The sequence below is a fragment of the Massilia luteola genome, from assembly GCF_034420155.1.
GTDB classification, from domain to species: Bacteria; Pseudomonadota; Gammaproteobacteria; order Burkholderiales; family Burkholderiaceae_D; genus Telluria; species Telluria luteola.
The window spans coordinates 1-22,683 of record NZ_JAXOFN010000035.1 but is presented as its reverse complement, the minus strand read 5'-3'; the positions used below and the strand labels follow the sequence as shown (position 1 = coordinate 22,683).

Genomic DNA, 22,683 nt, shown 5'->3' with positions numbered 1-22,683 from the left:
TAACCGAGCAATATGAACAGCTTCTTGATTTCAGCCTCGCGTGCCCGGCTTTTATTGTAAGGATTTGTCATCTTTTTCGACAATGAGGTCACGATGTTTTCCCACGTCTTCATCGGCGTCGTCGATTTTGAACGGGCGCTCGCGTTCTACACGCCGCTGATGGCGGCGCTGGGCCTGGAAGCCCGCTTCCGCGACCGCGCGCGGCCCTGGGCCGGGTGGCAGGTGCCAGGCCAGGCGCGCCCCCTGTTCCTGATCGGCGCCCCGTACGACGGCCAGCCGCATGCGGCGGGCAACGGCCAGATGACCGCCCTCCTCGCACCCGGCCGCGCGGCCGTCGATGCGGCGTACGCCGTCGCGCTGGCGCACGGCGGCAGCGACGAGGGCGCGCCGGGCCTGCGCCCCCACTACCACGCGGATTATTACGGCGCCTATCTGCGCGACCCGGACGGCAACAAGCTGTGCGTGGTGTGCCACGACCCCGCCTGAAACGACACGACATGCATCTACGCCACTTCTTGCCCTGCACCTGACGAATCGGAAGTCCGTCGTCCTCCGGCTGTCGGTGGTGGTGTCGCTGGCGCTGCCCGCAGGCGGGCGCCAGGCCGATGCGCTGGCATTCGTCGCATCGTGCGCGACGATCTGCGCATCGATCTTCTGCTGCTAGGCGCTGGCGTTTTCGACCCACGCTGCACGGCGCGCCGACCGCGCCGGCGAACGCCGGGTGAACGTCGTGCTGGCCGGCGTGTTCGGGTATGCGGGGGTGCGCATGCTGCTCGCGAACCGCGTACCTGACGCCGGGTGACAATCCGCGTATTTATGGCCAGGGACGGCGTGCTACAGTCGCGCCGCCTTTATCACAACCCTGCCGAGATACCATGCCCGTGTTTTCCCCGCGCACCCGCGCCATCCCATCCATCCTGCTGGCCTTGGGCGGCACCTGCGCCACGCTGTCGGCATGCAGCCAGAAGCCGCCGGCGGACGTCCGCAAGAACATCGAGGACTTGCGCCGGGAAGCGCAGGAATCGTCGATCAAGCTCGCGGCGCTGCCGGCCCGGTGCACGCTCGGCGACGCCCGCGATGCGGCGGGCCAGTGGCTTGCCTCCGCGAATGCCGCGCCGGCACCCGGCCAGCCGTACGCGTTTGTCTTCACGTTCAAGGAATCCGTCCGGGCCGGCGCCTTCCGCATCGCACTGAATCCGAAAGCCCTGCAACATCTCGACAAAGTGGAAAGCCGCGACGCCCAGGGCACGTGGAACGTGGCCTGGACCGGCACGCCGGCCGACGCACCAGCGGATTGCGAATTCGTGAAGGTGGCGCACAAGTTCGCGTCGGGCGAGCGCGACGTCGCCGCGCTGCGCGTCACCATCCGTCCCGGCAAGGACAAAATGATGGTCGCCGACGCGGTCGTGCTCAAGGCCGACTGAGCGCCGGCCAAGCGGGATCAGAGCAGGACGAGATTATCCCGGTGCACCAGCTCGGGCGCCTCGACGTAGCCGAGGATCCCCTCGATCTCGCTCGACGCGTGGCGCATGATGCGTTTGACTTCGCCGCTCGTGTAATTGGTGAGGCCGCGCGCGATCTCGTTGCCCGCGTCGTCCACGCAGCCCACGAGGGCGCCGCGGCCGAATTCGCCGCGCACGGCAGTCACGCCGATCGGCAGCAGCGATTTCCCTTCCTTCACGAGCTTCTGCGCGGCGCCCGCATCCAGTACGAGCGTGCCGGCCGTGTGCAGGTGGTCGATCATCCACTGGCGGCGCGCGGTCAGGCGGGCCGTCGGCGCCGTCAGCTGCGTGCCGATCGCTTCGCCGTGCGCGAGCCGGGTCAGGACGTTGTCCTCGCGGCCCCACGCGATCACCGTGTGCGCGCCCGAACGGGCGGCGCGCTTGGCGGCCAGCACCTTCGTCAGCATGCCGCCGCGCCCGATATTGCTGCCGGCGCCGCCGGCCATCGCCTCCAGCGACGTGTCGCCGGCCTGCGCTTCCCCGATCAGCCGTGCTTGTGGATCCTTGCGCGGGTCGGCCGAGTACAGGCCCTTCTGGTCGGTCAGGATCACGAGGGCATCGGCCTCGATCAGGTTGGCGACGAGCGCGCCCAGCGTGTCGTTGTCGCCGAACTTGATTTCGTCCGTGACGACGGTGTCGTTCTCGTTGATGATCGGGACGACGCCCAGGCGCAGCAAGGTGGTGAGCGTGGAGCGCGCGTTCAGGTAGCGTTCGCGGTCCGCGAGGTCGGCGTGCGTGAGCAGCACCTGCGCGGTCTTGACGCCGTGGCTGCGGAAGCTCGTTTCGTAGATCTGCGCGAGGCCCATCTGGCCGCAGGCGGCGCAGGCCTGCAGTTCGTGGATGTCGGTCGGGCGCGCGGTGAAACCGAGGCGCAGCATGCCTTCGGCGATGGCGCCGGACGACACCAGCACGACTTCCTTGCCGAGCGAACGGAGCGAGGAGATTTGCGCGGCCCAGCGCGCGATGGCGCCGTGGTCGAGGCCCCGGCCTTCGTCGGTGACGAGCGAAGATCCTACTTTGACGATGATGCGGCGGGCTTGTTGGATGGCGGAGTTCATGGCGACGGTCGGATTGACAGGAAGCGTCCTTGCGGGCGCAGGCCGATCAGCGCCAGGCCGACCGCCAGCTCGATCCCGCTGACGACGAACAATAAGCCCTGGGGCAGGCCGATCGCGAAGGCCGCGACGAAGCGGCCGAGCGGCTGCGCCAGGATGGACAATGCTGCGAGGTCGCCGAGGATGGGCTGGTCGCCCTGCCTTGCCGCCAGCAGAGCCAGCCCCGCGGTGGCGAGGCGCACTCCGACGTAGAGGGCGTAGAACTGGCTGTAGCCGTTCACGCCGACGAGGAACAGTCCCATCGCATCCGCCATCCGGTCCGGATTCAGCAGGGCCGCGAGCGCGGCCAGCGACTGCGCGGTGGCGCAGGCCGACAGCAGCTGGCCGCGCAGGCGCGCGCGCCGCGTGCCGCTTGCGATGTGGGCGATGGAGACTGCCAACGATCAGTCTTCGAGGATCTTGAAGCGCGGATCGTCCGGATCGATCGACGCGATGCCGCGTGCTTCCTCGGTCATCTGCTTCTCTTCCGAGCGCTGCTCCGTGTGGCGCTTCTCTTCCAGGTACTTGTAGATCGCGTGCACGAGGTCTTCGCAGCCTTCGCGGTTCAGCGCCGAAATCTCGAACACGGGGCCCTTCCAGGCCATGCGCTTGACGAAGTCCTTGACGAGCTTTTTACGATCTTCTTCCGGCACGACGTCCAGCTTGTTCAGCACGAGCCAGCGCGGCTTGTTGACGAGCTCCTCGTCGTACTTCTCGAGCTCCTTCACGAGCGCCTTCGTTTCCTTGACGGGATCCGTCTTGTCGTCCATCGGCGCGACGTCGACGATGTGCAGCAGGAGGCCCGTGCGGCTCAGGTGGCGCAGGAACTGGTGACCGAGGCCGGCGCCTTCCGCCGCGCCTTCGATCAGGCCCGGGATGTCGGCGATCACGAAACTCTTCGCGTGCGACACGCGCACGACGCCGAGGTTCGGATGCAGCGTGGTGAACGGATAGTCCGCGATCTTCGGGCGCGCATTCGACACGGCCGTGATGAACGTCGACTTGCCGGCGTTCGGCATGCCCAGCAGGCCCACGTCGGCCAGCACCTTCAGTTCGAGGCGCAGCGCGCGGCGCTCGCCCTCTTTGCCGTCCGTCTTCTGGCGCGGCGCGCGGTTGGTCGACGTCTTGAAGTGGATGTTGCCCCAGCCGCCCTCGCCGCCCCTGGCCAGCAGTTCGACCTGGTCGTGTTCCGTCAGGTCGGCGATGATCTCGCCGGTGACGTCGTCGACGATGAGGGTACCGACCGGCATGCGCATGTAGACATCCTCGGCGCCCTTGCCGTAGCAGTCGGAACCGCGGCCCGGCTCGCCGTTGCGCGCCGTGTGCACCTTGGAAAAGCGGAAATCGACCAGCGTGTTGATGTTGCGGTCGGCCACCGCCCAGATCGAGCCGCCGCGGCCGCCGTCGCCGCCGTCCGGACCGCCGAACGGGCGGAATTTCTCGCGGCGGAACGAGGCGCAGCCGTTGCCGCCGTCGCCGGCGATGACTTCGATGCGTGCTTCGTCGATAAACTTCATGATGAGACCACCAAAAACGAAAGGCTGTGTCACTGTTAAAAGCGGACCGGGCATCCATGATAGACGAACGGCCGCGGAACGTTCCGCACTTAACGGTGACAACGCCAAAATTAAAAAGGCCCTACCTGAGGGCAGAGCCTATCGATCGTAAGGCTCGCGCCCTACTGCGCGGGACCATGCCTTGCGGCCCGGCCCCGCTTGCGCCGCTTGATTTAAGCAGCAGCCGCTTCTGCAGCGACGACGGTCACGTACTGCTTCGAACCGACGCCTTGCTTGACGAACTTGACCGTGCCGTTGACCAGGGCGAACAGGGTGTGATCCTTGCCCAGGCCGACGTTGGTGCCCGGACGGATCGTCGTGCCGCGCTGGCGCATGATGATGCCGCCGGCGTTGATTGCCTGGCCGCCGTAGACCTTCACGCCGAGGCGTTTGCTTTCTGAGTCACGGCCGTTGCGGGTAGTGCCGCCGCCTTTTTTGTGTGCCATTTAGATGCTCCTTGATGACTGAATAGGGACGCGCGGCGATTAGCCGTTGATCGCAACCACTTGGATTTCGGTGTAGTTCTGGCGATGGCCCTGACGCTTCTGGTAGTGCTTACGACGACGCATTTTGAAAATGCGCACTTTGTCGTGACGACCATGCGACACAACAGTCACGCGAACCGAAGCACCTTCCACCAGCGGAGCACCAAATTTGATGCTCTCGCCCTCGCCGACGGCGAGAACCTGATCGATAGTGAGTTCGGAACCAATGTCTGCCGGTATCTGTTCTACTTTGAGTTTTTCGCCAGCGACAACTTTATACTGCTTGCCACCGGTTTTTATGACCGCGTACATGATTTGAAACCTCGTTGATTGTTAAGAAATTTCCCGTGCTCCCGGCACAAGAATCACAGCCAGGGATTCAGGGAACAGAGGATTATACATGGAATGGTGCGGGGCGTCAAAACGGTTGTGGTGGCGCGGCCTTGACGCCCGTCGCGCTGGACGATTCCCTCTGGCGCCACTGGGAAAAAGGACGGTTTTTGCTTGCATGTCGTATAATCGCGACTCAACAAAACCTATCCGCATCCAACGTCAGCAGGTCCGCCTTGTCCGCCGCCACCCAAACCGCACAACAGAACCCCATCACCCGCACGATCGCAGCCGACATGGAGGCCGTCAACGCGGTGATCCGGCAGCGGCTGCAGTCCGAAGTCGCGCTGGTGAACCAGATCGCCGAGTACATCATCAGTGCCGGCGGCAAGCGGATCCGTCCCGTGCTGGTGCTGCTGCTGGCGAACGCCTACGGCTACAAAGGCGCCGGCCACCACGAGCTGGCGGCCGTCGTGGAATTCATCCACACGGCGACCCTGCTGCACGACGACGTCGTCGACGAATCGTCGATGCGCCGCGGCCGCCAGACGGCCAACGCCATGTTCGGCAATGCCGCGTCGGTGCTCGTGGGCGACTACCTGTACTCGCGCTCGTTCGAGATGATGACGGCCCTGGACAATATGCGCGTGATGCAGATCCTGTCGCGCGCCACCACCGTCATCGCCGAAGGCGAAGTGCTGCAACTGCTGAACATGCACGATCCGGACGTCACGCACGACAACTACCTGCGCGTGATCCGCTCGAAGACCGCGAAGCTGTTCGAAGCCGCCGCCCAGCTGGGCGCCCTCGTGGCCGGCGCGAACGACGACCAGATCGAAGCGGCCGGCGAATATGGCCGCTCGCTGGGCACCGCGTTCCAGCTGATCGACGACGTGCTCGACTACGCGGGCGACGCCGCCGAGATCGGCAAGAACGTGGGCGACGACCTGCGCGAAGGCAAGCCGACCTTGCCGCTGATCTACGTGATGGAAAACGGCACGCCGGAGCAGCGCGAACTGATCCGCACCTGCATCGAACAGGGCGACGAAACCCATTTCGACGCCGTGCTGGCGGCCGTCTCGAACAGCGGCGCGCTGGACTTTACGCGGCGCGAAGCGGAGACCGCGGCACGCCGCGCCGCCGCCGCAATCGCCGACCTGCCGGAGAGCGAATACAAGGCAAGCCTGCTGCAGCTGTGCACCTTCGCTGTTGACAGGAACCATTGAGGCAACTATAGTAATGCCTTCCCGAGATTCCGGCAGCGGAGTCTCGAACAGTCGGGGTGTAGCTTAGCCCGGTAGAGCGCTACGTTCGGGACGTAGAGGCCGGAGGTTCGAATCCTCTCACCCCGACCATCTGTTTTTCTCCCTCAGCAGTACCCATACCAGTCGGGGTGTAGCTTAGCCCGGTAGAGCGCTACGTTCGGGACGTAGAGGCCGGAGGTTCGAATCCTCTCACCCCGACCACCTCCCCCCTTCCTGAAACATCGACGACGCCACCGTGACCGGCGCGACGTTTCGATTCTTTGCTCGCGCAAGATCATCCGCGCTACGGGCATTGCACGAAAGTGTTAAAGATTTTCCTCGCCAGCTCAACAAACGTATATAGTACGTGCCGTTATTGTTTTAAAAATAACATTTTGTTGAGTACAGGAAAAAGGCATGGGCAATGCACTCCGTAATCTCCAAGAACTTCTCATCGACCGCCAGTACGCGCGCATCCTGCGGCTGACGTTTCCGCATCTCGACGGCCCCCGATCCGAGCTCCTGGTCAACAAGCTGGAAGCCGACGAAGGACTGTCGCGCGACTTCGAGTTCACTGTCGAGCTACTGTCCGATAACGCTTCGCTTGAACTGAAAGACCTTCAAGGCAAACTGCTGTCCGTCGAACTCGTCCGGCAAGATGGCGGCCTGCGCTACTTCACCGGCTACGTCTTCAGTTTCCGCTTTGTCAGGACTGACGGCAATGTCGCGTTCTACGAAGCCACGCTCGGGCCCTGGCTGAAGTATCTGAGCCTGCGCAAGAACTGCATGCTGTTCCATGGCGCGACCCTGTACGAGCAGACGAGGAGCATCTTTCAAGAGTATCGTGCACTGCCCGAGTGGGAATTCCGCCGCCATGCGGAAGACCCGCTCATGACCGAAGCTTGCCAGTTCAACGAGTCCGACCACAACTACCTAAGCAGGCGATGGGAGACGGCAGGTTGGCACTATGCCTACGAACACACGGCCAAGGGCCACCAGCTGATATTGAGTGACGATTCAACCTTTGCCGAACCGATCGACGGCGTAGAGATTGCATTCCAGCGTCATACCGGCGCGCAGGAAGAAAACGGCATCCATGAATGGTCGGGTGTGCGGCACATCGTGCCTGCGAGCGTGGCCTTGACATCCTTCGATTTCAAGTCACCTCGGCCAGAAACCGTCGAAATCCCAACGCGCAACAAGCAAGGCATGGTTCTCCACAAGGAGTCCTACGAATACGCGGGTGCATATGGATTCAAAGATCGACAAGACGGTGACCGTCTCGCGGCGCTGCACATGGAAGAATTCGAACACGCGGGCAAGTTGTTCGAAGGCATGGGTAACAACCGCAACGTGGTCCCCGGCCGCTGGTACCGTCTCACAGGCCATCCGGACGGTGGCAGCAAGGAAGACCGGGAATTCCTCATCATCGAGGTGCGTCACAGTGCCAGCAACAACTACCACGTGAACGACGCCAGTCCGCCTCACTACGAGAACCGAATCAAGTGTATCCGCAAGGTCATCCCGTGGCGCCCTGGTCGCGGCTTCAACAGTGTAGAACCGAAAATCTACGGCCTGCAAACGGCCACAGTCGTTGGACCGAAGGGCGAAGAAATCCATACCGATCAGTACGGACGGGTCAAAGTCCAGTTTCATTGGGATCGCGAGGGCGAGTTCGACGATAGGAGTTCCGCATGGCTCCGCGTTGCCACTGCCTGGGCTGGTTCCAATTTCGGCATGACCTCGATTCCGCGTATCGGGTCCGAGGTAATCGTGCAGTTCCTGGATGGGAATCCAGATCGCGGCCTCATCACTGGGATGGTGCCAAACGCAGCCAACATGCCGCCGTGGGAACTACCGGCGAACAAAACACAGAGCGGCATCCTGACCCGTTCAACGCCGAAGGGTGGTTACGGCAACGCCAATGCACTGCGCTTCGAAGACATGAAAGGCAGCGAGCAGTTATGGCTGCACGCCGAACGCGACCAGTTGACCGAAGTCGAGCACGACGAGGACAAGTGGGTCGGCAACGACCGCCGCAAGACCATCGACCACGACGAGACGTCGCACATCAAGCACGACCGCACAGAGACGGTGGACAACAACGAGACGATCACTGTCCACAACAACCGAACCGAGACTGTCGATAAAAACGAAACCATCGATATCGGCGGCAACCGCGTCAAGACCATCGGCAAGAACCGCAAGGACGATATTGGCAAGAACTGGTCCACCTACGTCGCCAGAATGAAGACGGAAACGGTCGGCATGGCCTACATGCAGAACGTTGGCATGGGCCGTATGGAAAACGTCGGCCTCGCCTACAACCTCAACGTTGGCACGATCATGGCGACTGTCGTCGGCATCAACCAGATCACCAAGGTCGGCAAGACGATATCGATCACGGCCGGCGAAGAACTGTCGATCACGGTCGGCGCGGCAAGCCTGAAGATGACGGCGGACGGCAAGATCTTCATCAATGGTTCGCAAATCGGGGTCGAGGCGTCGGGGCCGGTGCAGATAACCGGCAAGGACGTCGATATCAACTGACCGGGCCGCGCGCATGGAATTCCGCAATCTCACGCCCTACCCTGCGATGGCGTTCGACGCCCTCGATCAGCACGAACAGCGCTTTCACGTCGTCGTTATGCGGCTCACCTTCGAGTTAGAGCACGACGGCAAGCTCTTGCTCGCGCCGGAGCAAACGCCGCTGGTAACGTCGGATGAGTACTACGGCGAAATGAACCGCTCCAGCGTCAAGCAAGAATCCGACCTTGCGCCGTACAAGCCGCATACCGATGTGGTCGTCATCGCCGACGCGCACGCGCCGCAGGGCCGCGCGACCGGCGAATTTGCAGTCGCTCTCAAGATCAACGGTGCAGCTACCGAGCCGGATTTGCCGCCTGAACCGCACGGCCTGAATCCATCATTTCATGCATCGCCCGAACGTATGGCCGAATGGCGGCAGGAGTGCGCCCGTTTGACGGCGCAGGCCAAGCAAGGCCCTCTCATTCTCTCCAAGATACTAACGATCACGGGCGCGCGCGAATGGCGCAAGCGTCCTGACTTGATACGGGCGCTGACCCTGTTCACGCTCCCGAAATGGAAGCTGACAGCACCGCAACCGATCACAACGCTGCCGCTGCGCTACGAATACGCCTACGGTGGTGAGAACAAAATACTCGTCACCGAGCGGTCAGCGAAGCGCGTGAGTAAAAAACATCGGTTGCCGGGCCAGGTGCCGCAGCCCGAGAACGCGGCCACTGGCGATGCGCCGCAAGCAATCGCCCATACGGTATGCGAGCAAAACCCGGTAGGCCGTGGCTTCGCGGAAGACTGGTATCTTCGCGCGACGAAACTAAAGCGCGTGCCAGCGCCGCAAATAGAGCCCGCTAACCAGCCCATGGCGCGCTTTGGCGACGAATACGAGCCAGATGGCTTTGGCATCATTGGGCGTGCTTGGAGGCCGCGCCTGGGGCTGGCAGGCACCTACGACCAGCAATGGCTGGAAAACCGCCACCCAAGTTTGCCCGCCGATTTCAATTTTGCGTACTGGAACGGCGCGCCCGCCGACCAGCAAGTTGTCCCGCATATGGATGGCGACGAAACCATTACGCTGTACAACCTTTGTCCAGCCGGTACAGGGACAACACAAGACGCATTGGGCAGCACGCTCCTGCCGTTGGCTCTGCCGGGACATCTGCCGTTCGTGCTGGTCCGTTTTGAAGACGGACGCATTGGCGAACTCGCCGCAAAGCTCGATACGGTCGTCATCGACGTGGTTCCCGACGCTAACAACCCGGACAAAAAGCCTTCTGTCGTTTGCGTGTGGCGCGCTACCGTCGCATCCGCGCCGGCCATCAGGGTACTTGAAGCGCGAATGCTGTCACGCGCTGATGTGGACGCGCTGCGCGAACAGGCTCAGAACCCCAAGGCTCCGCAGCCGGCAATCCAGTCGAACGAACCTACACCAACCATCGCTTGAGAGGAATGTATGCCCACTGGTGCCCGTAAAAACAGCATCTTCAAGGCCGTAAGCCTCGTTCCAAACGTATGCAAGACGCCAATGGGGCCGAACATGGTGCCTGTTCCCTACCCCATCATTGCCGACCTGAGTAAAAGCGTCGAAGTCGCAAAATCGGTCAGGTTCAATGGCAATCCTGTCTTCCTACTCAACGACAGCGTGGTGACGAACGTGACCGGCAATGAGGCCGGAACAGGCGGCGGCATGAAATCCGGTGTCAACAAAGGAAAGGTTCGTGCTACGCAAAGTGCCAACTCTGTAAGGGCAGAGAAGAAATACGTTGTGCGCCATGGCGACGAGTGCGACATGAATCTGGCAAGTTAAGCCATGAGTACGAAGGGGGTAATCCTAGAACAGGCTGAGCGGTCTATAACGCACGTCGAACCGCATGGCGGCGGAGCCAATCTCGCCACGAGCCTTGAGAACGCCGCTGAAAAAACCATGTGGCAAAAGTCCAGCCCTTGGGTGCATGGAGTGTTAGGTGTCGCCAGCTTTGTTCCCGGCCTATCAGTAGTGACCGGTGCGGCGGATGCGGCGATCTACGCGGCTGAGGGCGATCTTGTCGAAGCGGGCATCGCGGCGGCAAGTATGATCCCAGGCGGCAAGGTTGTGACGACGGTGGGTAAGGTCGCCAAGGGCGCAGTAGGGATGGCGAAAGGCGCAGGCACTGCTGCAAGGATCGCCAAGGGCGCGCACGAAGCGGAAGAAGTCGCCAAAGCTGCGAAGGCAGCAAAGGACGCAGAGGAAGCCGCAAGAGTTGCGCGAGAAGCCAAAGCAGCCAAGGAAGCCCGAGAAGCCAAAGAGGCAGAAGAGGCGCGGGAAGCTGCATCTGGTCCCAAAAAACCAAAAAAAGAGGTGACCGTAAAGGGCCGCGAGCATAAAGTGCCTTGTTTCCATCCGTTTGATAAGAAAAAATTCATGCGGATGAGCAAGGACGAACAGAAGGCTTACTTAAAGGAAATGGCCGCCCAGCTCAAACGGCAAGAAGACGCAATCAATAGTCTGACGGCTACTGAATACAAGGCTGCGAGGGATGCATTTGCGGCGGCCAACCGCAACCCTGCGGCAGCTGCCGCGCAAACGGATTTTAGGGATCTGGTCGCTGCAGATATCAAGGAAAATATTACTGCGAGCCTCCGTAAAAAAGGTATCGGTGCGGCAAAGGCAAAAGCAGAAGCCGCAATTCGTACTGAAAAGGTGATGAGTCAGCTTGCGGCGCTACATGATCCTGATATGGTGGCTGGTGGCTGGATGCACCCTAATCCTACTGGAATGGGGCGCGCCGATGTGAACTCTTCCATTGGTGCCAGCTGGAATCAGAATAATAGGGTTGCCGGAATGGATCGAGAAGCAGAGAGGGCAATCAATGGTGGCCGCGGAGATCAGAAAATGAATGTTAAACTGGAGCCTTGCCGGGCCAAAGGAATGAGATGAGAGACGAAGATTTCGAAGTTTTTATCGAAGAGTTTGGCGAAGCAACACAACGGGTTGAAGTACCAGAAACTGCCATTGAAAAATGGCGCGGAAAGCTACCGGATCAACTGCTATCCTATTGGAAAGAAGAAGGATGGTGCGCCTACGCAAACGGGCTGTTTTGGACTGTCGATCCAGATGAATATGAAGATCTGATTGATGAATGGTTGGAAGACACAAAACTAGAACAGCTTGACTCATTCCATGTCATTGCCAGATCGGCATTCGGTGACCTATATGCGTGCGGCGAAAAAACGGGCCGAAGCGTTACTGTTGCCTGCCTACTCAATAAAATATCTGCCCTGCCGAAGGGACTAAAACCCAAATCAAAAGAAGATTTGGATTTATCAATTTGTTCTTTTTTTAGCTCCAGTGACAAGTCACGCTTCAACTTAAAGGACGAAGGCGGCAAACCGCTTTTCGACCGCGCTGTAGACCGGCTCGGTAAGCTTGCGCCGGACGAAATGTATGGATTTGAGCCGGCCTTAGTACTTGGGGGACCGATGCGACTTGAAAATTTGTTCAAGGTAAAAATTGATGTACATCTGACGATTTTGCGACAACTTGCTGCGCCAACTTTGCCACTTAGCAATCTCGATATCGACAAATTGCTCGACTCCTAAACCGTTTTCCGCGGCAAGGGACTGAGATGAGAGACGAGGACTTTGAAGTTTTTATTGACGAATTCGGTGAGGCGACTCACAGGACCGATGTCCCAGTAGATGCCATCCAAAAATGGAAAGGCAAGCTACCCGATCAGTTATTAACATACTGAAGGGAAGAAGGGTGGTCCGGTTATGCAAATGGCCTTTTTTGGATTGTTAATCCAGACGACTACGAAGACATTGTTGATGAGTGGCTAGAAGATACTTCGCTGGAACAAATTGATGCATTCCACGTAATCGGTAGAACGGCATTCGGCGACCTTTATGTTTGCGGCGAACGCAGCGGCGTCAATATGACAATAAGCTGTCCTATCAACGCAATTTTTGCCCTACCAAAGGACTTGAAGCCGAAAGGCAAAGAAGATCAAGACTGGTCGGTCCGATCTTTTATTGGACTAAGCATTAGTGAATGTGACCTAAAAGACGAATCCGGGCGTCAACTCTTCCAGCGGGCTCTGAAAAAATTAGGCCCACTTGAACCAGACGAAGTTTATGGCTTTGAGCCTGCTATAGCTCTGGGCGGGAAAATGCGACCGGAGAACCTTGCGAAGCTCAAGTTAGACGTGCATCTGACTATCCTTCGACAGCTTGCGTCACCGACACTTCCATTCTCAAATGTCGAAATCGAAAAATTACTCAATTCTTAGTATTTTATGTTCTGCAAAGAAATGAGTTTTACTGATGAAATGGCCTCCGAATTCCCGGAGCGGAATCCGCTTCCGGGCGTATTGCGGGAAGCCCTACACTTCATGGAAGAACACGGCTGCGTCCGGACGCGTCGCGACGGCGTTCGCTATATGACGTTGTACCCCAAGCCTGAACACAGCGATCTAGCACGAACCGGTTTTTTCATACCCGACCCTGCTGACACTGCACGATGGACGAAAAGTGATGATCCCGAGGTAAACGACCGGCTAGCGATCTTTTTGCGAACCGGCAGCGATGGATCGTGGGCTGGACTTTGGCGAGATAATAATGGTCAGCAGCGAATTGTTCATTTAGGCTCAGGGTCTGGCTCGGTAATGCTCTGTGTGCTCACCGAAAATATAGAAGACCTATTACGTTTGTTGGCGATCGGTTACGATGAACACTGTTGGCCTGATCAGTTCGAATTAACGCCAGATGAGGTACGAGAGGATGAATACGACGATGATGACTACCCACCGCCACCGCAGCTTTTCCAACATTACGTCAAAGACATACTTGGGCTGAGCATTCCTGCACGCGGGTCGGAAGTCGTGGTCAAGACCGTAAGTATGGACGAATCCGAATCAGATGATGATTTCTGGAACTGGCTGACACGCCTTTACGATTAATGATGCGATGCATGGGCTAAATACTTCCAGAGCAGCGGAGGTATTATGTCGCACTCTTTTCGAACCGGTCAGGACGGCAAAAAGGTAAAAATTCCACACGGCTACACATCGCGGCAAGGTCGCGATGGCCGTGTCGTCGCAGTGCCGCCCGGTGGGACATCGCGCGAAGGTCGGGATGGTCGAGTGGTAGCAATTCCGCGCGGGGCGACTTCTCGCGAGGGTAGCGACGGACGCGTTGTGGCTGTACCAAAGGGAGCAACGTCGCGCGAGGGTCGAGACGGCAGAGTCGTAGCAATTCCGCGTGGTCGCCACGGTGCTGAAGGGCGTGATGGCCGCGTTCGGCTACTGCCAAAGCGTTAGCAGACGAGCTAACGTTTGCCCACCAGTGGCGGTTCTCGCGACAATAAAGTGTTCCCGGCAGTGTCGCTTCGCGCGACACTAGCCAAGTTATTCAAAGCGAAGATCGGACGATTCTTCCAGCAATGCCGCAAAACTACACTCTCGCAAGCGTTTTTCCAACATATCCTGCTCAGGAATGTCTATTTCTACAGCACGGTAGTAGCCTTCGACATCAGTATTGTCGAAACCCATGACGCGAACCTCTACCGGAACTATACACCGTGCAAAAAACTCTGCCTTCGGCGACTTTCTCAGCGCGCTAATTATGCCATCGACTAACGAACCCTCCGGACCTATTTGGATCGGCATTTTTAAAGTGTGATCTTCCAGACCCCGAGTTACCCCGAAATAGATTCCGCCAAGAATAATGTTATACAATGTATCCCTGTGACAGTAGCATATATCGTCGTCATATAAACCTTCGCGCAAGTAGGAGTTTGTAACAACCAGACCAAAGACCTTAGTTACCCTCTCTCGCAAAGAATCATCACCAGCCCACTCAGCAATTTGAATTAAATCTTGTTTTAGGGCAGCGCATTGCTTACGGCATTGCTTTGACTTTTTCTGGAGCCGATCTTCTATATCGCAAAACTCGTAAGCTTCGGCTGGTGAAGGAAGGGAAGCAGTTTCGATGACGAATGCCGTATCATCGATTACAACCAGCAAGTCTATTTCCTCGTCAGGCTTTCGGCGCGGATGCAAACTTGTTCCTATGAATTTCATGCGATCCCGATGGGGGCTCTTTTCGATGGCATCACGTATCGCCTCGGCCAATAGTCTTTCGTTAGCCGGCCCCTTGCTGTCAAAGGCAATCTTGAGTTCCTCATAATTTTTTGACCAAGCATTCAACAACCGAGCTTGATGCGCGCCTTGCAATGGCCACCACAGCAACAACACGTCATCCCCAGCAGGCAGCAAAGGCTTATCCCATAATGTAGCAGACTTAGACGGTGTAAAACTGAGAAATTCGATACACTCTTTCACTTTATCAGCGGACAAAGCAACACATTGTTTAATAGTTGTGATGATTTGATCGCGCGGCAATCGGCTTTCGACAGCAATTAATAACTTATCCTTGTCTTTCACAATATCTAGCGGCCATGTTAACTTATAAATTTGAGCTGCCATTGCAGACAATTCGCCCCAGATTACCATGATTTCGCTGATGTGAAGCCCCACTTGAGGATGCATTTCTCGTATAAAGTCCGCCAGCGAGGCATCCTGCAATATGCCATGTGAGCGACGTGCTTCAAGCAATAACTTTCGCTCATCATCAGGCACGAGAAAAGCTGGTAGCGGCTGCACAACCAGACGCCCTTCATACAGTCGAACGTACGGAACAAATACGTTGTTATCGGCTGTCTCAGGGTTCTCCCTCTGGAAGCTCTCGATGGACCTTGTCATTAATGCTGGCCGCCTAGCTAAATCAACGGTTGCTCGCACAGCTAAATCACTTGCGCATTCATCTACAAAGTAGCTACGGCAGTCATGGGCGACCACAACGGCAGTTCGCCACCAAACTACCGAGTTCCATACGCGTTGAATCGACAAACTGTGCTGGGCTAAATCCATGAGATTTCCAAGCACATCATCGATAGTCATACCTGCATGCTGCTCGCTTTTTAGTTTTCCGAGTCCACCAGCACGTCCGAGTAGTTTCAATGCGCTACCGATGGCATCTACGACAGCCTCCATCGGTGGCTGAATCGCGTGGGAATTTCCCGCCGCATCAGTGTAGCATCGCATTTCACTAACACGTTCGCTCGCAATAACCTTAACTCCTGCCAGTGCTTTCTCAAGACTCTGGAATACTTCAACTTGAACCCGATTTATCCGCGTGGAGAAAAACCGGCTAAGGTCTTCAATCGTTCGAAAGTGTAGATTTTCGGAAAGCCTCTCAACGCTTGCGTGCACACGCTTAGTTTGTTCAGCGAGCATGAGTCCTAGCAGATAAACGTAATGATCTTCAGGGCTACCGTCGCGTTGCGCCTCGTACGCTTGTTGCCATACATTCTTGTCAAATCCATGCCCTGTGGGATTAGGTATCGATTTTGGTTTCTGCCGGAGTGTTTCGATAAAGTTTAATCTCATGAAAAGGCTCCTTCCATCTATTATTCAGACACGACTATACTTCCAACATCTCGACGGCTAGCGAGACATTGGCTACCGGCTCAAAAATTTGGATTCCGCGGATGCTGACACGAACTCATCTTGCCGTCCATGCCACATCGCGCTACCTTGAGCTGGAGCAAGTATTTCTGGCAACTTGGGTCAACAAGAGTCGGATGAAACGACATTGAAAACGCGCTTCTTCGACTCTGACGAGGTTCAGCCACTGTGTTGTGGCGCGTTTACCCTGATGTGGGATGTAATGAGAAGGTTATAAATTTAGCAATATTGGAAACTATTGCTTTTGCCGTTACCCCGCAAGTGTAGTACTCACTGTTGTACAAAAGCCAGAAACCCTTTATCTACCGGCTGAATTCTAAAATCCTCATTCTTCGGGACGTAGAGGCCGGAGGTTCGAATCCTCTCACCCCGACCACAGAATTCATGCAGAACAGCGGCTCGATGGCCGCTGTTTTCGTTTCTACTCCTCTTCGACGATCGCCACGCCCCAGGGCTTGAGCGCCAGTTGCTGGCCGCGCCCCACCTTCCGTCCAGACAACAGATCAGTCCCGCTCGCATAACCGTACGCCATCCGGTGCGGCTTGGCGGAATAATTCAGCACATACCGCACCCGATGCCCGTCCTGCAGCGTGCCGCCGCGGACGATCAGCGGAAAGCGCACCTTCGGCAGCTCGATGCCGGCACGCTTCACCTGGTCGGTCATGATCTTGTCGATGATCGCATCGGTCGGCATGAAGCCGACATAGCCCACCTCCCCGCTGCCGTAGGCGTTGCGCGTGACCGCCGCATAGTCCGGCCAGGACGGATGCTGGAAGCGGGCGATGACCCGGGCCGTGGTCGGCTTGAGAAACTCCATCCACCAGCGCGCCTTGTTGTCCTTGCCGCCGACCTGGAACGGATCGCCCGCCAACGTCACGCCCTCGGGGATCGTGAACTGGTGATAGACCACGCCAGCCGCCTCGCTGATCGCGCCCGGCTGCACGGCGTACCGCACCTTCGTGTTCTCGTCCGAGAAGCCGCTGCGGAACGTGTACAGCACGTGGCCGCCCTGTTTCGCGTACTCGTTCAGGCGCGCGATTTCCGCGTCGCTGGCCGCGTACAGCGACGGCACCACGATCAGCTTATAGTCCGACAACGACACCTTCGACGATGGCGACAGGATGTCCGCCTCGACGTTCATGCGGTACAGCGCGTCGTACCAGGGCCGCATCGCGTCGTTGTAGTCGAACGCCTTGCCGTCGGCATGCACCTTGAACGCGTCGAACCCCGCCTGCGCCGTGTTGCTGACATAGACCGCGACCCGGTTCTTCTTGCGCAGGTTGACCAGCTTAGGCCCGAGCCGCCGCAGGTCGGCGCCGATGGTCTTGACTTCCGCGTACACCTCGTTCGGCTGGTAGTCCTGCGACAGCACGCCACGCCAGTACGTCTCGACGGCATTGGCCGTCGTCGCCCAATGCCAGTACGAGACCATGTTCGCGCCGGACGCGAGATGGCTGAAGGCCTGCAGGCGCAGTTGGCCGGGGTAAGGCGTCCAGTGCGGGAAGCCTTGCGCTTCGGTTTCCATGATCAGGTAGTTCTGGCCGTTGCGCATCGAACGGGCCAGGTCGCCGCCGAAGGCGATTTCGACGCCGGTCAACCTGTCCTGGCTCGGGTGGTAGATGTCGATGCCGGCGACGTCGAGCGGCTGCGCCGCGTCCCAGTGGTTCACTTCCGGCTGCACGCCGTAGGAATGGTCTTTCCAGCCCAGGTCGAAGTTCTGCGTGATGAACTGGTCGCCGCGCGCATGCGCGCGCACGAGGCCTGCCTGCCAGGTCAGGTACGCCGTCACCAGGTCACGCTGAAAACCGGCGAAGGCGTTGGAGAGGCTCGCGTTGATGGAACCGTTCACGGACGGGAAATCGTCCCAGCTGTTGATGCGATTGCTCCAGTAATCCAGGCCGAACGCCTTGTTGAGCTGATCGAGGTCGGGGAACTTCTTGCGCATCGCCGCGACGAAAGCCCGTTGCACATTGGGGCCGCTCGTGGAGTAGGCCTTGGTTTCATTGTCGACCTGGTAGCCGATGACGGCGGGATTGTCCTTCACGTGGTCGACCAGCTTGACGATCACGCGTTCCGCCGCTGCCCGGAAATCCGGGTCGGTGATATCCATGTTCTGGCGCGGCCCGTAGTCGGCGCGGCCTTTCGGCGTGACCACCAGCACGTTCGGGTGCTTGCGCGCGAGCCAGGTCGGGATGGCGTAGGTCGGCGTGCCGATGATGACCTTGATGCCGGCCTTCTGGAAGGCGGCGAGCATGCGGTCCACGTGGGTGAAGTCGAACACGCCCTCGCTGCGTTCGAGCGTGCCCCACGTCGATTCGGCGATGCGCACGACGCTGATGCCCGCTTCCTTCATCATGCGCGCGTCCTCGTCGAGGCGGTCGACGGGCGTGTACTCGTCGTAGTAGGCGACGCCGAACAGGATCGTGTCCGGCAGTCTGGGGGCCGCGAGGGTGCCGCTGCACATGGCGCCCAGCGCCACCGCGGCGAGCGTGCGTACGAATCTTGCCATTGCATGTCTCCTGTTTTAGTTGCGTCATGTTATCCATAACACATCCGGGACGCAACTCGACAGTATGACTTTCGCTGCTCATCCGGCCACGCAGGCGTTGCCGGTGCCCGTGTAGCCCGCGCGCGACGAACCTGCCGGCCATCCGCCGCGGTCCCGCCGACACACATACGTAGGCTGCGCCGCCTCAAGCCCACCGGACGGTCGCCGCATACCATCGATCCCATACCATCGATCCACGACGTGCCCAGTGAATTTAGCCTATGTCTTCCGGCATTTTCCGCAAAAACATTACGTGTACATCAAGGTTTGTATCGCCCCATGCCCAACCGCTTCGTCTCGTTCCTGCAGCTGGCACGCTGGACCAGCGTCATCGTGACGCTGATGTACCACGTCCGCTTCCTGCTGTTCGTCGACTACGGGGACGTGCACGCGAAAACGGCCCTGTCGGCGGCGTTCTATTTCCTGACCGGGCTCGGCCATGAATCGTTCGCCGTCTTCTTCGTCCTCGACGGCATCGTGACGGGACGAGCACTGCAGCGCTATCCGCCCGGCGCTGCGGTCGCGCGGCGCGTGAGCGCGCTGTACCGGCTCCTCCTGCCCGGCCTGGTCATTGGCGCCATTTGCGACGTCATGGGTGTGCGGTTCCTCAACGGGTTCGGCCTGTACACGGCCTACCCGGCATTCAGCACGCTCACGCTCGGCTATGCGCCGCTGCTGGGAAACCTGTTGATGCTGCAACCCTTCTTCGTTCCCACGTTCGGCAGCAACGGCATGCTGTACCTGCTGTCCTATCTGTTCTGGTCGCTCATCCTGCTCGCCCTGTGCGCACGCGCGGCATGGCGCAGGCGGATCGTGCTGCTGGCGGCCGTGGTCGCGCTCGCGCCATCGTCATTCCTCGCCTGGGCCGCCATCTGGCTGACGGGCATTGCGGTCGTGTACGCGGGCGCGACGCGCGCCGCGCGGCCGCCACTGCCGGTCGCCATTGCCGGCGTCGTCGGCGCGCTGCTGCTGTCCAGATTCATCGGCGCCGACGCGCATTTGCTGCCGTCCCCGTTCGGCGCCTGGCTCATCGAGTGGAAATACGTGTTCGTCGGCGCGAGCTTCGCCGCCGTCGCCTGGGCCCTGTATCCGATCCACCCGCGGCACGACGGGGCGGTCGACGCGGCGGTCGACGGCGCGGCGCCGCAAACCGCGGCATTCACCTTCTTCTTCCACTTTCCCGTGATGATGCTGCTCGCCGCGGCCTCGTCGACATTCCTCGGCCAGCCTCTCATGCAGCAGCCGGCGCCCGCACGCTACGGCGAATTCGTCATCCTCGTCGCCGCCTGCGTGGGCATGACGGTGCTCGCCGTGCGCGCGGGCGCCAGCGCGATGGACGCCGTGGCCGGCCGCCGGCCAGACATCGCGGCCTAGCACGAAAGCACAGCGCCAGGCCGCGTTGCCGTGGCCTGGCGCTGGTCAACCTTGCTGCGTTCCTTATTTGCCCGACGATTTCCCCGGCGACGCCCGCATGCGCACCGCCAGCGCGGCCAGGCTCGAGCCGACGGCCAGGGCCACGATGCCGTTCCAGCCCCATGCGGCCAGCGCCTGGGCGCCGAGGGCACCGCCTGCGGCCATGCCGACGAACATCGTCGTCATCAGGATCGCGTTCAGGCGGCTGCGGGCTTCCGGTGCGATGCCGTAGACGATCGTCTGGTGGGCGATCAGCGTGGCTTGCACGCCCAGGTCGAAGCCGACGGTGGCCAGGGCCAGCAGCACGAGTTGCGCCTGCGTCGACAGGTGCGGCATGGCGAACATGGTGGCGAACGAAGCGACGCTCAGGGTGGCGCCGAGACGGGTGACCCACTGCGGGCCGCGGCGGTCGGCCAGGCGGCCGGCGAACGGGGCGGCCAGCGCGCCGACGGCACCGGCCAGGCCGAACGAACCGGCGGCGGCCGAACCGAGGTGGAACGGGGCGCCATGCAGCATCACGGCCAGCGTGGACCAGAACGCGGAGAAGCCGATCGCCAGCAGTCCCTGCGCCGTCGCGGCGAGGCGCAGGGCGCGGTGCTGCTTCCACAGCGCGGCCAGCGACGCGAGCAGGGCCGGATAGGCGACCGTACTCGTCGGCTTGAAGCCCGGCAGCCAGCGGGCCAGGATCGCGGTCGTCAGGCCGGCGACGGCGGCGGCACCGCCGAACACCGCGCGCCAGCCGAACGCCTCGGCGACGACGCCGCCGACGACGCGCGACAACAGGATGCCCAGCAGCAGCCCGGTCATGACGGTGCCGACGATGCGGCCGCGATGCTCGGCCGGGGCCAGCGTGGCGGCGGCCGGCACGATGTCCTGGGCGACGGTGGCCAGCAGGCCGACGGCGAGGCTCGCGCCCAGCAGCACGGCCAGGTTCGGTGCGGCGGCAATCGCCAGCAGCGCGGCGGCCAGCAGCAGCGATTTCACGACGATGATGGTGCGGCGGTCGAAGCGGTCGCCCAGCGGCGCCAGGAACAGCAAGCCGAGGGCGTAGCCGAATTGCGTCAAGGTCGGGATCCAGCCGACCGCCCGGTTGCTGGCGTGCAGGTCGGTGGCGAGTATCCCCAGCGTGGGCTGGCTATAGTAGAGCGCGGCGACGGACAGGCCGGTACTCGCGGCCAGCAGGAAGATCAGAGGTGAGGTCAGCCTCGTTTGGACCGGTACGGCAGTCGCGGCGGTGTGTGCGATGCTCATGGTTGTTGACTCCGTTGAGTGATGTTGCAGCGCATTATGAAGATCCGCAGCGTCGCCGTGTAGCAGCGGCAAGCGTCAAACTGTTATACGATATGCGTATGAGCACAGACTTTTCGAGTATCAATCCCTCTGCCGACCGTATGATGCTGGTCGAAACCTTCGTGCGCATCGTCGATGCCGGCAGCCTGTCCGCCGCCGCGCGGGCGCTCGCGACGACGCAGCCGACGATCAGCCGGCGCCTCAAGGCCCTGGAAAAATCGCTGGGCGTACGCCTGCTGCAGCGCTCCACGCACGCGATGAAACTGACGGACGACGGCATGCGCTGCTATGCCCGCGCGAAGGAACTGATCGCGGGATGGCAGGAATTCGAAAGCGAGATCCGGGGCGCCGTGGACGAACCGGTCGGGATGCTGCGCGTCGTCGCGCCGCACGCGTTCGGCCAGCAGCAGCTGGTGGCCCCGCTGGCCGAGTACCTGGCGCGCTATCCGCGCATGACGGTGGACTGGACCCTGCACGACCGCACGCCGGACTTCATCGGCGAGGGCATCGATTGCGCGATCCGCGTGGGCGACATTCCGGATCCGTCAGTCGTGGCGATCCGGCTGGGCGACGTGCCGCGCATCGTCGTCGGGTCGCCCGCCCTCCTCGACGGCCGCGCGCTGCCCGCCCATCCCGACGAGCTGGCGCGCCTGCCGTGGATCGCGGTCAGCAATTTCTACCGCGACGAAGTGACGCTGACCCATGCGCAGCACGGCGAGACCGTGCGCGTGGACATTCGCCCCCGCCTGTACACGGACAACCTGTACGCGATGCGCAACGCCGTCGTGCTGGGCGTGGGCATGGCGATCGGGTCGCGCTGGGCGCTGCGCGAGGAGCTGGAAGCGGGCCGGCTCGTGCAGCTCGTGCCGGAATGGCAGGCGGCGCCGCTGCCGATCTGGCTGATCTACCCGCCCGCGCGCTTTTATCCGGCGCGGCTACGCCGCTTCATCGACATCATGCGCGTGGCGGTGCCGCAGGCGTTCGGCATCGTCGCGCCGCCGGGGCGCTGATTTCGTCCCGGCGACCCATGATCCGGCGTGGCGTCCGGGACCATTCGCCCAATGGATGAATCGTGTTGCGCATGTGGTTCCCCTTCAGCGGGAAAAGCCCTGCGACCGCGGCGCGGCATCGTGGCGGATGCCCCACCACGGCAGGTAGGCGGTATTGCCGCCGCG

20 protein-coding genes, 2 tRNA genes and 1 pseudogene are annotated in these 22,683 nt (G+C 60.4%); 15 read left to right on the top strand and 8 right to left on the bottom strand.

Annotated features, from left to right (window positions below):
• Positions 1 to 93 precede the first annotated feature (93 nt).
• Positions 94 to 486, top strand: a complete 393-nt coding sequence (locus tag U9J41_RS24880) for a VOC family protein (RefSeq protein WP_322404861.1) — start codon at positions 94 to 96, stop codon at positions 484 to 486.
• Between the two features lie 389 nt (positions 487 to 875).
• A complete protein-coding gene (locus U9J41_RS24875; RefSeq protein ID WP_322404860.1) occupies positions 876 to 1,424 on the top strand; it encodes a hypothetical protein in 549 nt (182 codons plus the stop codon).
• Between the two features lie 17 nt (positions 1,425 to 1,441).
• On the opposite strand, the gene proB is transcribed toward U9J41_RS24875, so the two are convergent.
• From proB to rplU, 5 genes are all read right to left on the bottom strand, one after another.
• Positions 1,442 to 2,560 (bottom strand): glutamate 5-kinase, encoded by a 1,119-nt coding sequence (gene proB / locus U9J41_RS24870; RefSeq protein WP_322404859.1) that lies wholly within the window; start codon positions 2,558 to 2,560, stop codon positions 1,442 to 1,444.
• Entirely contained in the window at positions 2,557 to 2,997 is a 441-nt protein-coding gene (locus U9J41_RS24865) for a hypothetical protein (protein WP_322404858.1), read from the bottom strand. The genes proB and U9J41_RS24865 overlap by 4 nt, the downstream gene beginning before the upstream one ends.
• 3 nt (positions 2,998 to 3,000) lie before the next feature.
• Positions 3,001 to 4,113, bottom strand: a complete 1,113-nt coding sequence (gene cgtA, locus U9J41_RS24860) for an Obg family GTPase CgtA (protein ID WP_322404857.1) — start codon at positions 4,111 to 4,113, stop codon at positions 3,001 to 3,003.
• 212 nt (positions 4,114 to 4,325) lie between these two features.
• Complete coding sequence (gene rpmA, locus U9J41_RS24855) at positions 4,326 to 4,598, bottom strand: 50S ribosomal protein L27 (protein WP_322404856.1); 273 nt, start codon at positions 4,596 to 4,598, stop codon at positions 4,326 to 4,328.
• A gap of 39 nt (positions 4,599 to 4,637) precedes the next feature.
• Entirely contained in the window at positions 4,638 to 4,949 is a 312-nt protein-coding gene (gene rplU / locus U9J41_RS24850) for a 50S ribosomal protein L21 (protein ID WP_036230184.1), read from the bottom strand.
• Positions 4,950 to 5,203: 254 nt separating this feature from the next.
• On the opposite strand from rplU, the gene ispB reads away from it, so the two are divergent.
• The 11 genes and pseudogenes from ispB (at position 5,204) to U9J41_RS24795 (ending at position 13,689) form a co-directional block, all read left to right on the top strand.
• Positions 5,204 to 6,193 (top strand): octaprenyl diphosphate synthase, encoded by a 990-nt coding sequence (ispB, locus tag U9J41_RS24845; protein ID WP_322404855.1) that lies wholly within the window; start codon positions 5,204 to 5,206, stop codon positions 6,191 to 6,193.
• Between the two features lie 52 nt (positions 6,194 to 6,245).
• Positions 6,246 to 6,322 (top strand) — tRNA-Pro (locus tag U9J41_RS24840).
• A 34-nt stretch (positions 6,323 to 6,356) separates the two neighbouring features.
• A tRNA-Pro gene (locus U9J41_RS24835) sits at positions 6,357 to 6,433 on the top strand.
• 195 nt (positions 6,434 to 6,628) lie between these two features.
• On the top strand, positions 6,629 to 8,761 hold the full coding sequence (locus U9J41_RS24830; RefSeq protein WP_322404854.1) for a type VI secretion system Vgr family protein: 2,133 nt from the start codon (positions 6,629 to 6,631) through the stop codon (positions 8,759 to 8,761).
• A 13-nt stretch (positions 8,762 to 8,774) separates the two neighbouring features.
• Positions 8,775 to 10,196: a DUF2169 family type VI secretion system accessory protein gene (locus U9J41_RS24825; protein WP_322404853.1), complete on the top strand. Its 1,422-nt coding sequence runs from the start codon at positions 8,775 to 8,777 to the stop codon at positions 10,194 to 10,196.
• Positions 10,197 to 10,205: 9 nt separating this feature from the next.
• Positions 10,206 to 10,559 (top strand): DUF4150 domain-containing protein, encoded by a 354-nt coding sequence (locus tag U9J41_RS24820; RefSeq protein ID WP_322404852.1) that lies wholly within the window; start codon positions 10,206 to 10,208, stop codon positions 10,557 to 10,559.
• 3 nt (positions 10,560 to 10,562) lie between these two features.
• Entirely contained in the window at positions 10,563 to 11,669 is a 1,107-nt protein-coding gene (locus tag U9J41_RS24815; RefSeq protein WP_322404851.1) for a polymorphic toxin type 15 domain-containing protein, read from the top strand.
• Positions 11,666 to 12,331 (top strand): GAD-like domain-containing protein, encoded by a 666-nt coding sequence (locus U9J41_RS24810; RefSeq protein ID WP_322404850.1) that lies wholly within the window; start codon positions 11,666 to 11,668, stop codon positions 12,329 to 12,331. Before U9J41_RS24815 ends, U9J41_RS24810 begins: the two co-directional genes overlap by 4 nt.
• Before the next feature lie 26 nt (positions 12,332 to 12,357).
• Positions 12,358 to 12,669, top strand: a pseudogene (locus U9J41_RS29375) (GAD-like domain-containing protein); the annotation flags it as partial.
• Positions 12,667 to 13,020, top strand: a complete 354-nt coding sequence (locus U9J41_RS24800; protein ID WP_322404849.1) for a DUF1851 domain-containing protein — start codon at positions 12,667 to 12,669, stop codon at positions 13,018 to 13,020. The pseudogene U9J41_RS29375 and the gene U9J41_RS24800, both read left to right, overlap by 3 nt.
• A gap of 6 nt (positions 13,021 to 13,026) precedes the next feature.
• Entirely contained in the window at positions 13,027 to 13,689 is a 663-nt protein-coding gene (locus U9J41_RS24795) for a hypothetical protein (protein ID WP_322404848.1), read from the top strand.
• Between the two features lie 447 nt (positions 13,690 to 14,136).
• Here the strand turns inward: U9J41_RS24795 and U9J41_RS24790 are convergent, their stop codons facing one another.
• Positions 14,137 to 16,179 (bottom strand): hypothetical protein, encoded by a 2,043-nt coding sequence (locus tag U9J41_RS24790; RefSeq protein ID WP_322404847.1) that lies wholly within the window; start codon positions 16,177 to 16,179, stop codon positions 14,137 to 14,139.
• 499 nt (positions 16,180 to 16,678) lie between these two features.
• Positions 16,679 to 18,766 carry a beta-galactosidase gene (locus U9J41_RS24785; RefSeq protein ID WP_322404846.1) on the bottom strand — a complete coding sequence of 696 codons (2,088 nt, stop codon included), beginning with the start codon at positions 18,764 to 18,766 and terminating at the stop codon, positions 16,679 to 16,681.
• A 318-nt stretch (positions 18,767 to 19,084) separates the two neighbouring features.
• Between U9J41_RS24785 and U9J41_RS24780 the strand changes: the two genes are divergently transcribed.
• On the top strand, positions 19,085 to 20,179 hold the full coding sequence (locus tag U9J41_RS24780) for a hypothetical protein (protein ID WP_322404844.1): 1,095 nt from the start codon (positions 19,085 to 19,087) through the stop codon (positions 20,177 to 20,179).
• Between the two features lie 63 nt (positions 20,180 to 20,242).
• Here the strand turns inward: U9J41_RS24780 and U9J41_RS24775 are convergent, their stop codons facing one another.
• Positions 20,243 to 21,469 carry an MFS transporter gene (locus U9J41_RS24775; protein ID WP_322404842.1) on the bottom strand — a complete coding sequence of 409 codons (1,227 nt, stop codon included), beginning with the start codon at positions 21,467 to 21,469 and terminating at the stop codon, positions 20,243 to 20,245.
• 98 nt (positions 21,470 to 21,567) lie between these two features.
• Here U9J41_RS24775 and U9J41_RS24770 point away from each other — a divergent pair, with 98 nt between their 5' ends.
• Positions 21,568 to 22,518, top strand: a complete 951-nt coding sequence (locus U9J41_RS24770) for a LysR family transcriptional regulator (protein ID WP_322404841.1) — start codon at positions 21,568 to 21,570, stop codon at positions 22,516 to 22,518.
• Positions 22,519 to 22,683 lie beyond the last annotated feature (165 nt).

Coding starts and splice junctions, on each gene's coding strand:
- U9J41_RS24795 (WP_322404848.1), top strand. CDS start 13,027: ATGTTCTGCAAAGAAATGAGTTTTACTGATGAAATGGCCTCCGAATTC.
- proB (WP_322404859.1), bottom strand. CDS start 2,560: ATGAACTCCGCCATCCAACAAGCCCGCCGCATCATCGTCAAAGTAGGA.
- U9J41_RS24825 (WP_322404853.1), top strand. CDS start 8,775: ATGGAATTCCGCAATCTCACGCCCTACCCTGCGATGGCGTTCGACGCC.
- cgtA (WP_322404857.1), bottom strand. CDS start 4,113: ATGAAGTTTATCGACGAAGCACGCATCGAAGTCATCGCCGGCGACGGC.
- U9J41_RS24815 (WP_322404851.1), top strand. CDS start 10,563: ATGAGTACGAAGGGGGTAATCCTAGAACAGGCTGAGCGGTCTATAACG.
- U9J41_RS24880 (WP_322404861.1), top strand. CDS start 94: ATGTTTTCCCACGTCTTCATCGGCGTCGTCGATTTTGAACGGGCGCTC.
- U9J41_RS24875 (WP_322404860.1), top strand. CDS start 876: ATGCCCGTGTTTTCCCCGCGCACCCGCGCCATCCCATCCATCCTGCTG.
- U9J41_RS24780 (WP_322404844.1), top strand. CDS start 19,085: ATGCCCAACCGCTTCGTCTCGTTCCTGCAGCTGGCACGCTGGACCAGC.
- U9J41_RS24770 (WP_322404841.1), top strand. CDS start 21,568: ATGAGCACAGACTTTTCGAGTATCAATCCCTCTGCCGACCGTATGATG.
- U9J41_RS24830 (WP_322404854.1), top strand. CDS start 6,629: ATGGGCAATGCACTCCGTAATCTCCAAGAACTTCTCATCGACCGCCAG.
- U9J41_RS24785 (WP_322404846.1), bottom strand. CDS start 18,766: ATGGCAAGATTCGTACGCACGCTCGCCGCGGTGGCGCTGGGCGCCATG.
- U9J41_RS24820 (WP_322404852.1), top strand. CDS start 10,206: ATGCCCACTGGTGCCCGTAAAAACAGCATCTTCAAGGCCGTAAGCCTC.
- U9J41_RS24790 (WP_322404847.1), bottom strand. CDS start 16,179: ATGAGATTAAACTTTATCGAAACACTCCGGCAGAAACCAAAATCGATA.
- U9J41_RS24800 (WP_322404849.1), top strand. CDS start 12,667: ATGACAATAAGCTGTCCTATCAACGCAATTTTTGCCCTACCAAAGGAC.
- U9J41_RS24810 (WP_322404850.1), top strand. CDS start 11,666: ATGAGAGACGAAGATTTCGAAGTTTTTATCGAAGAGTTTGGCGAAGCA.
- rplU (WP_036230184.1), bottom strand. CDS start 4,949: ATGTACGCGGTCATAAAAACCGGTGGCAAGCAGTATAAAGTTGTCGCT.
- U9J41_RS24775 (WP_322404842.1), bottom strand. CDS start 21,469: ATGAGCATCGCACACACCGCCGCGACTGCCGTACCGGTCCAAACGAGG.
- rpmA (WP_322404856.1), bottom strand. CDS start 4,598: ATGGCACACAAAAAAGGCGGCGGCACTACCCGCAACGGCCGTGACTCA.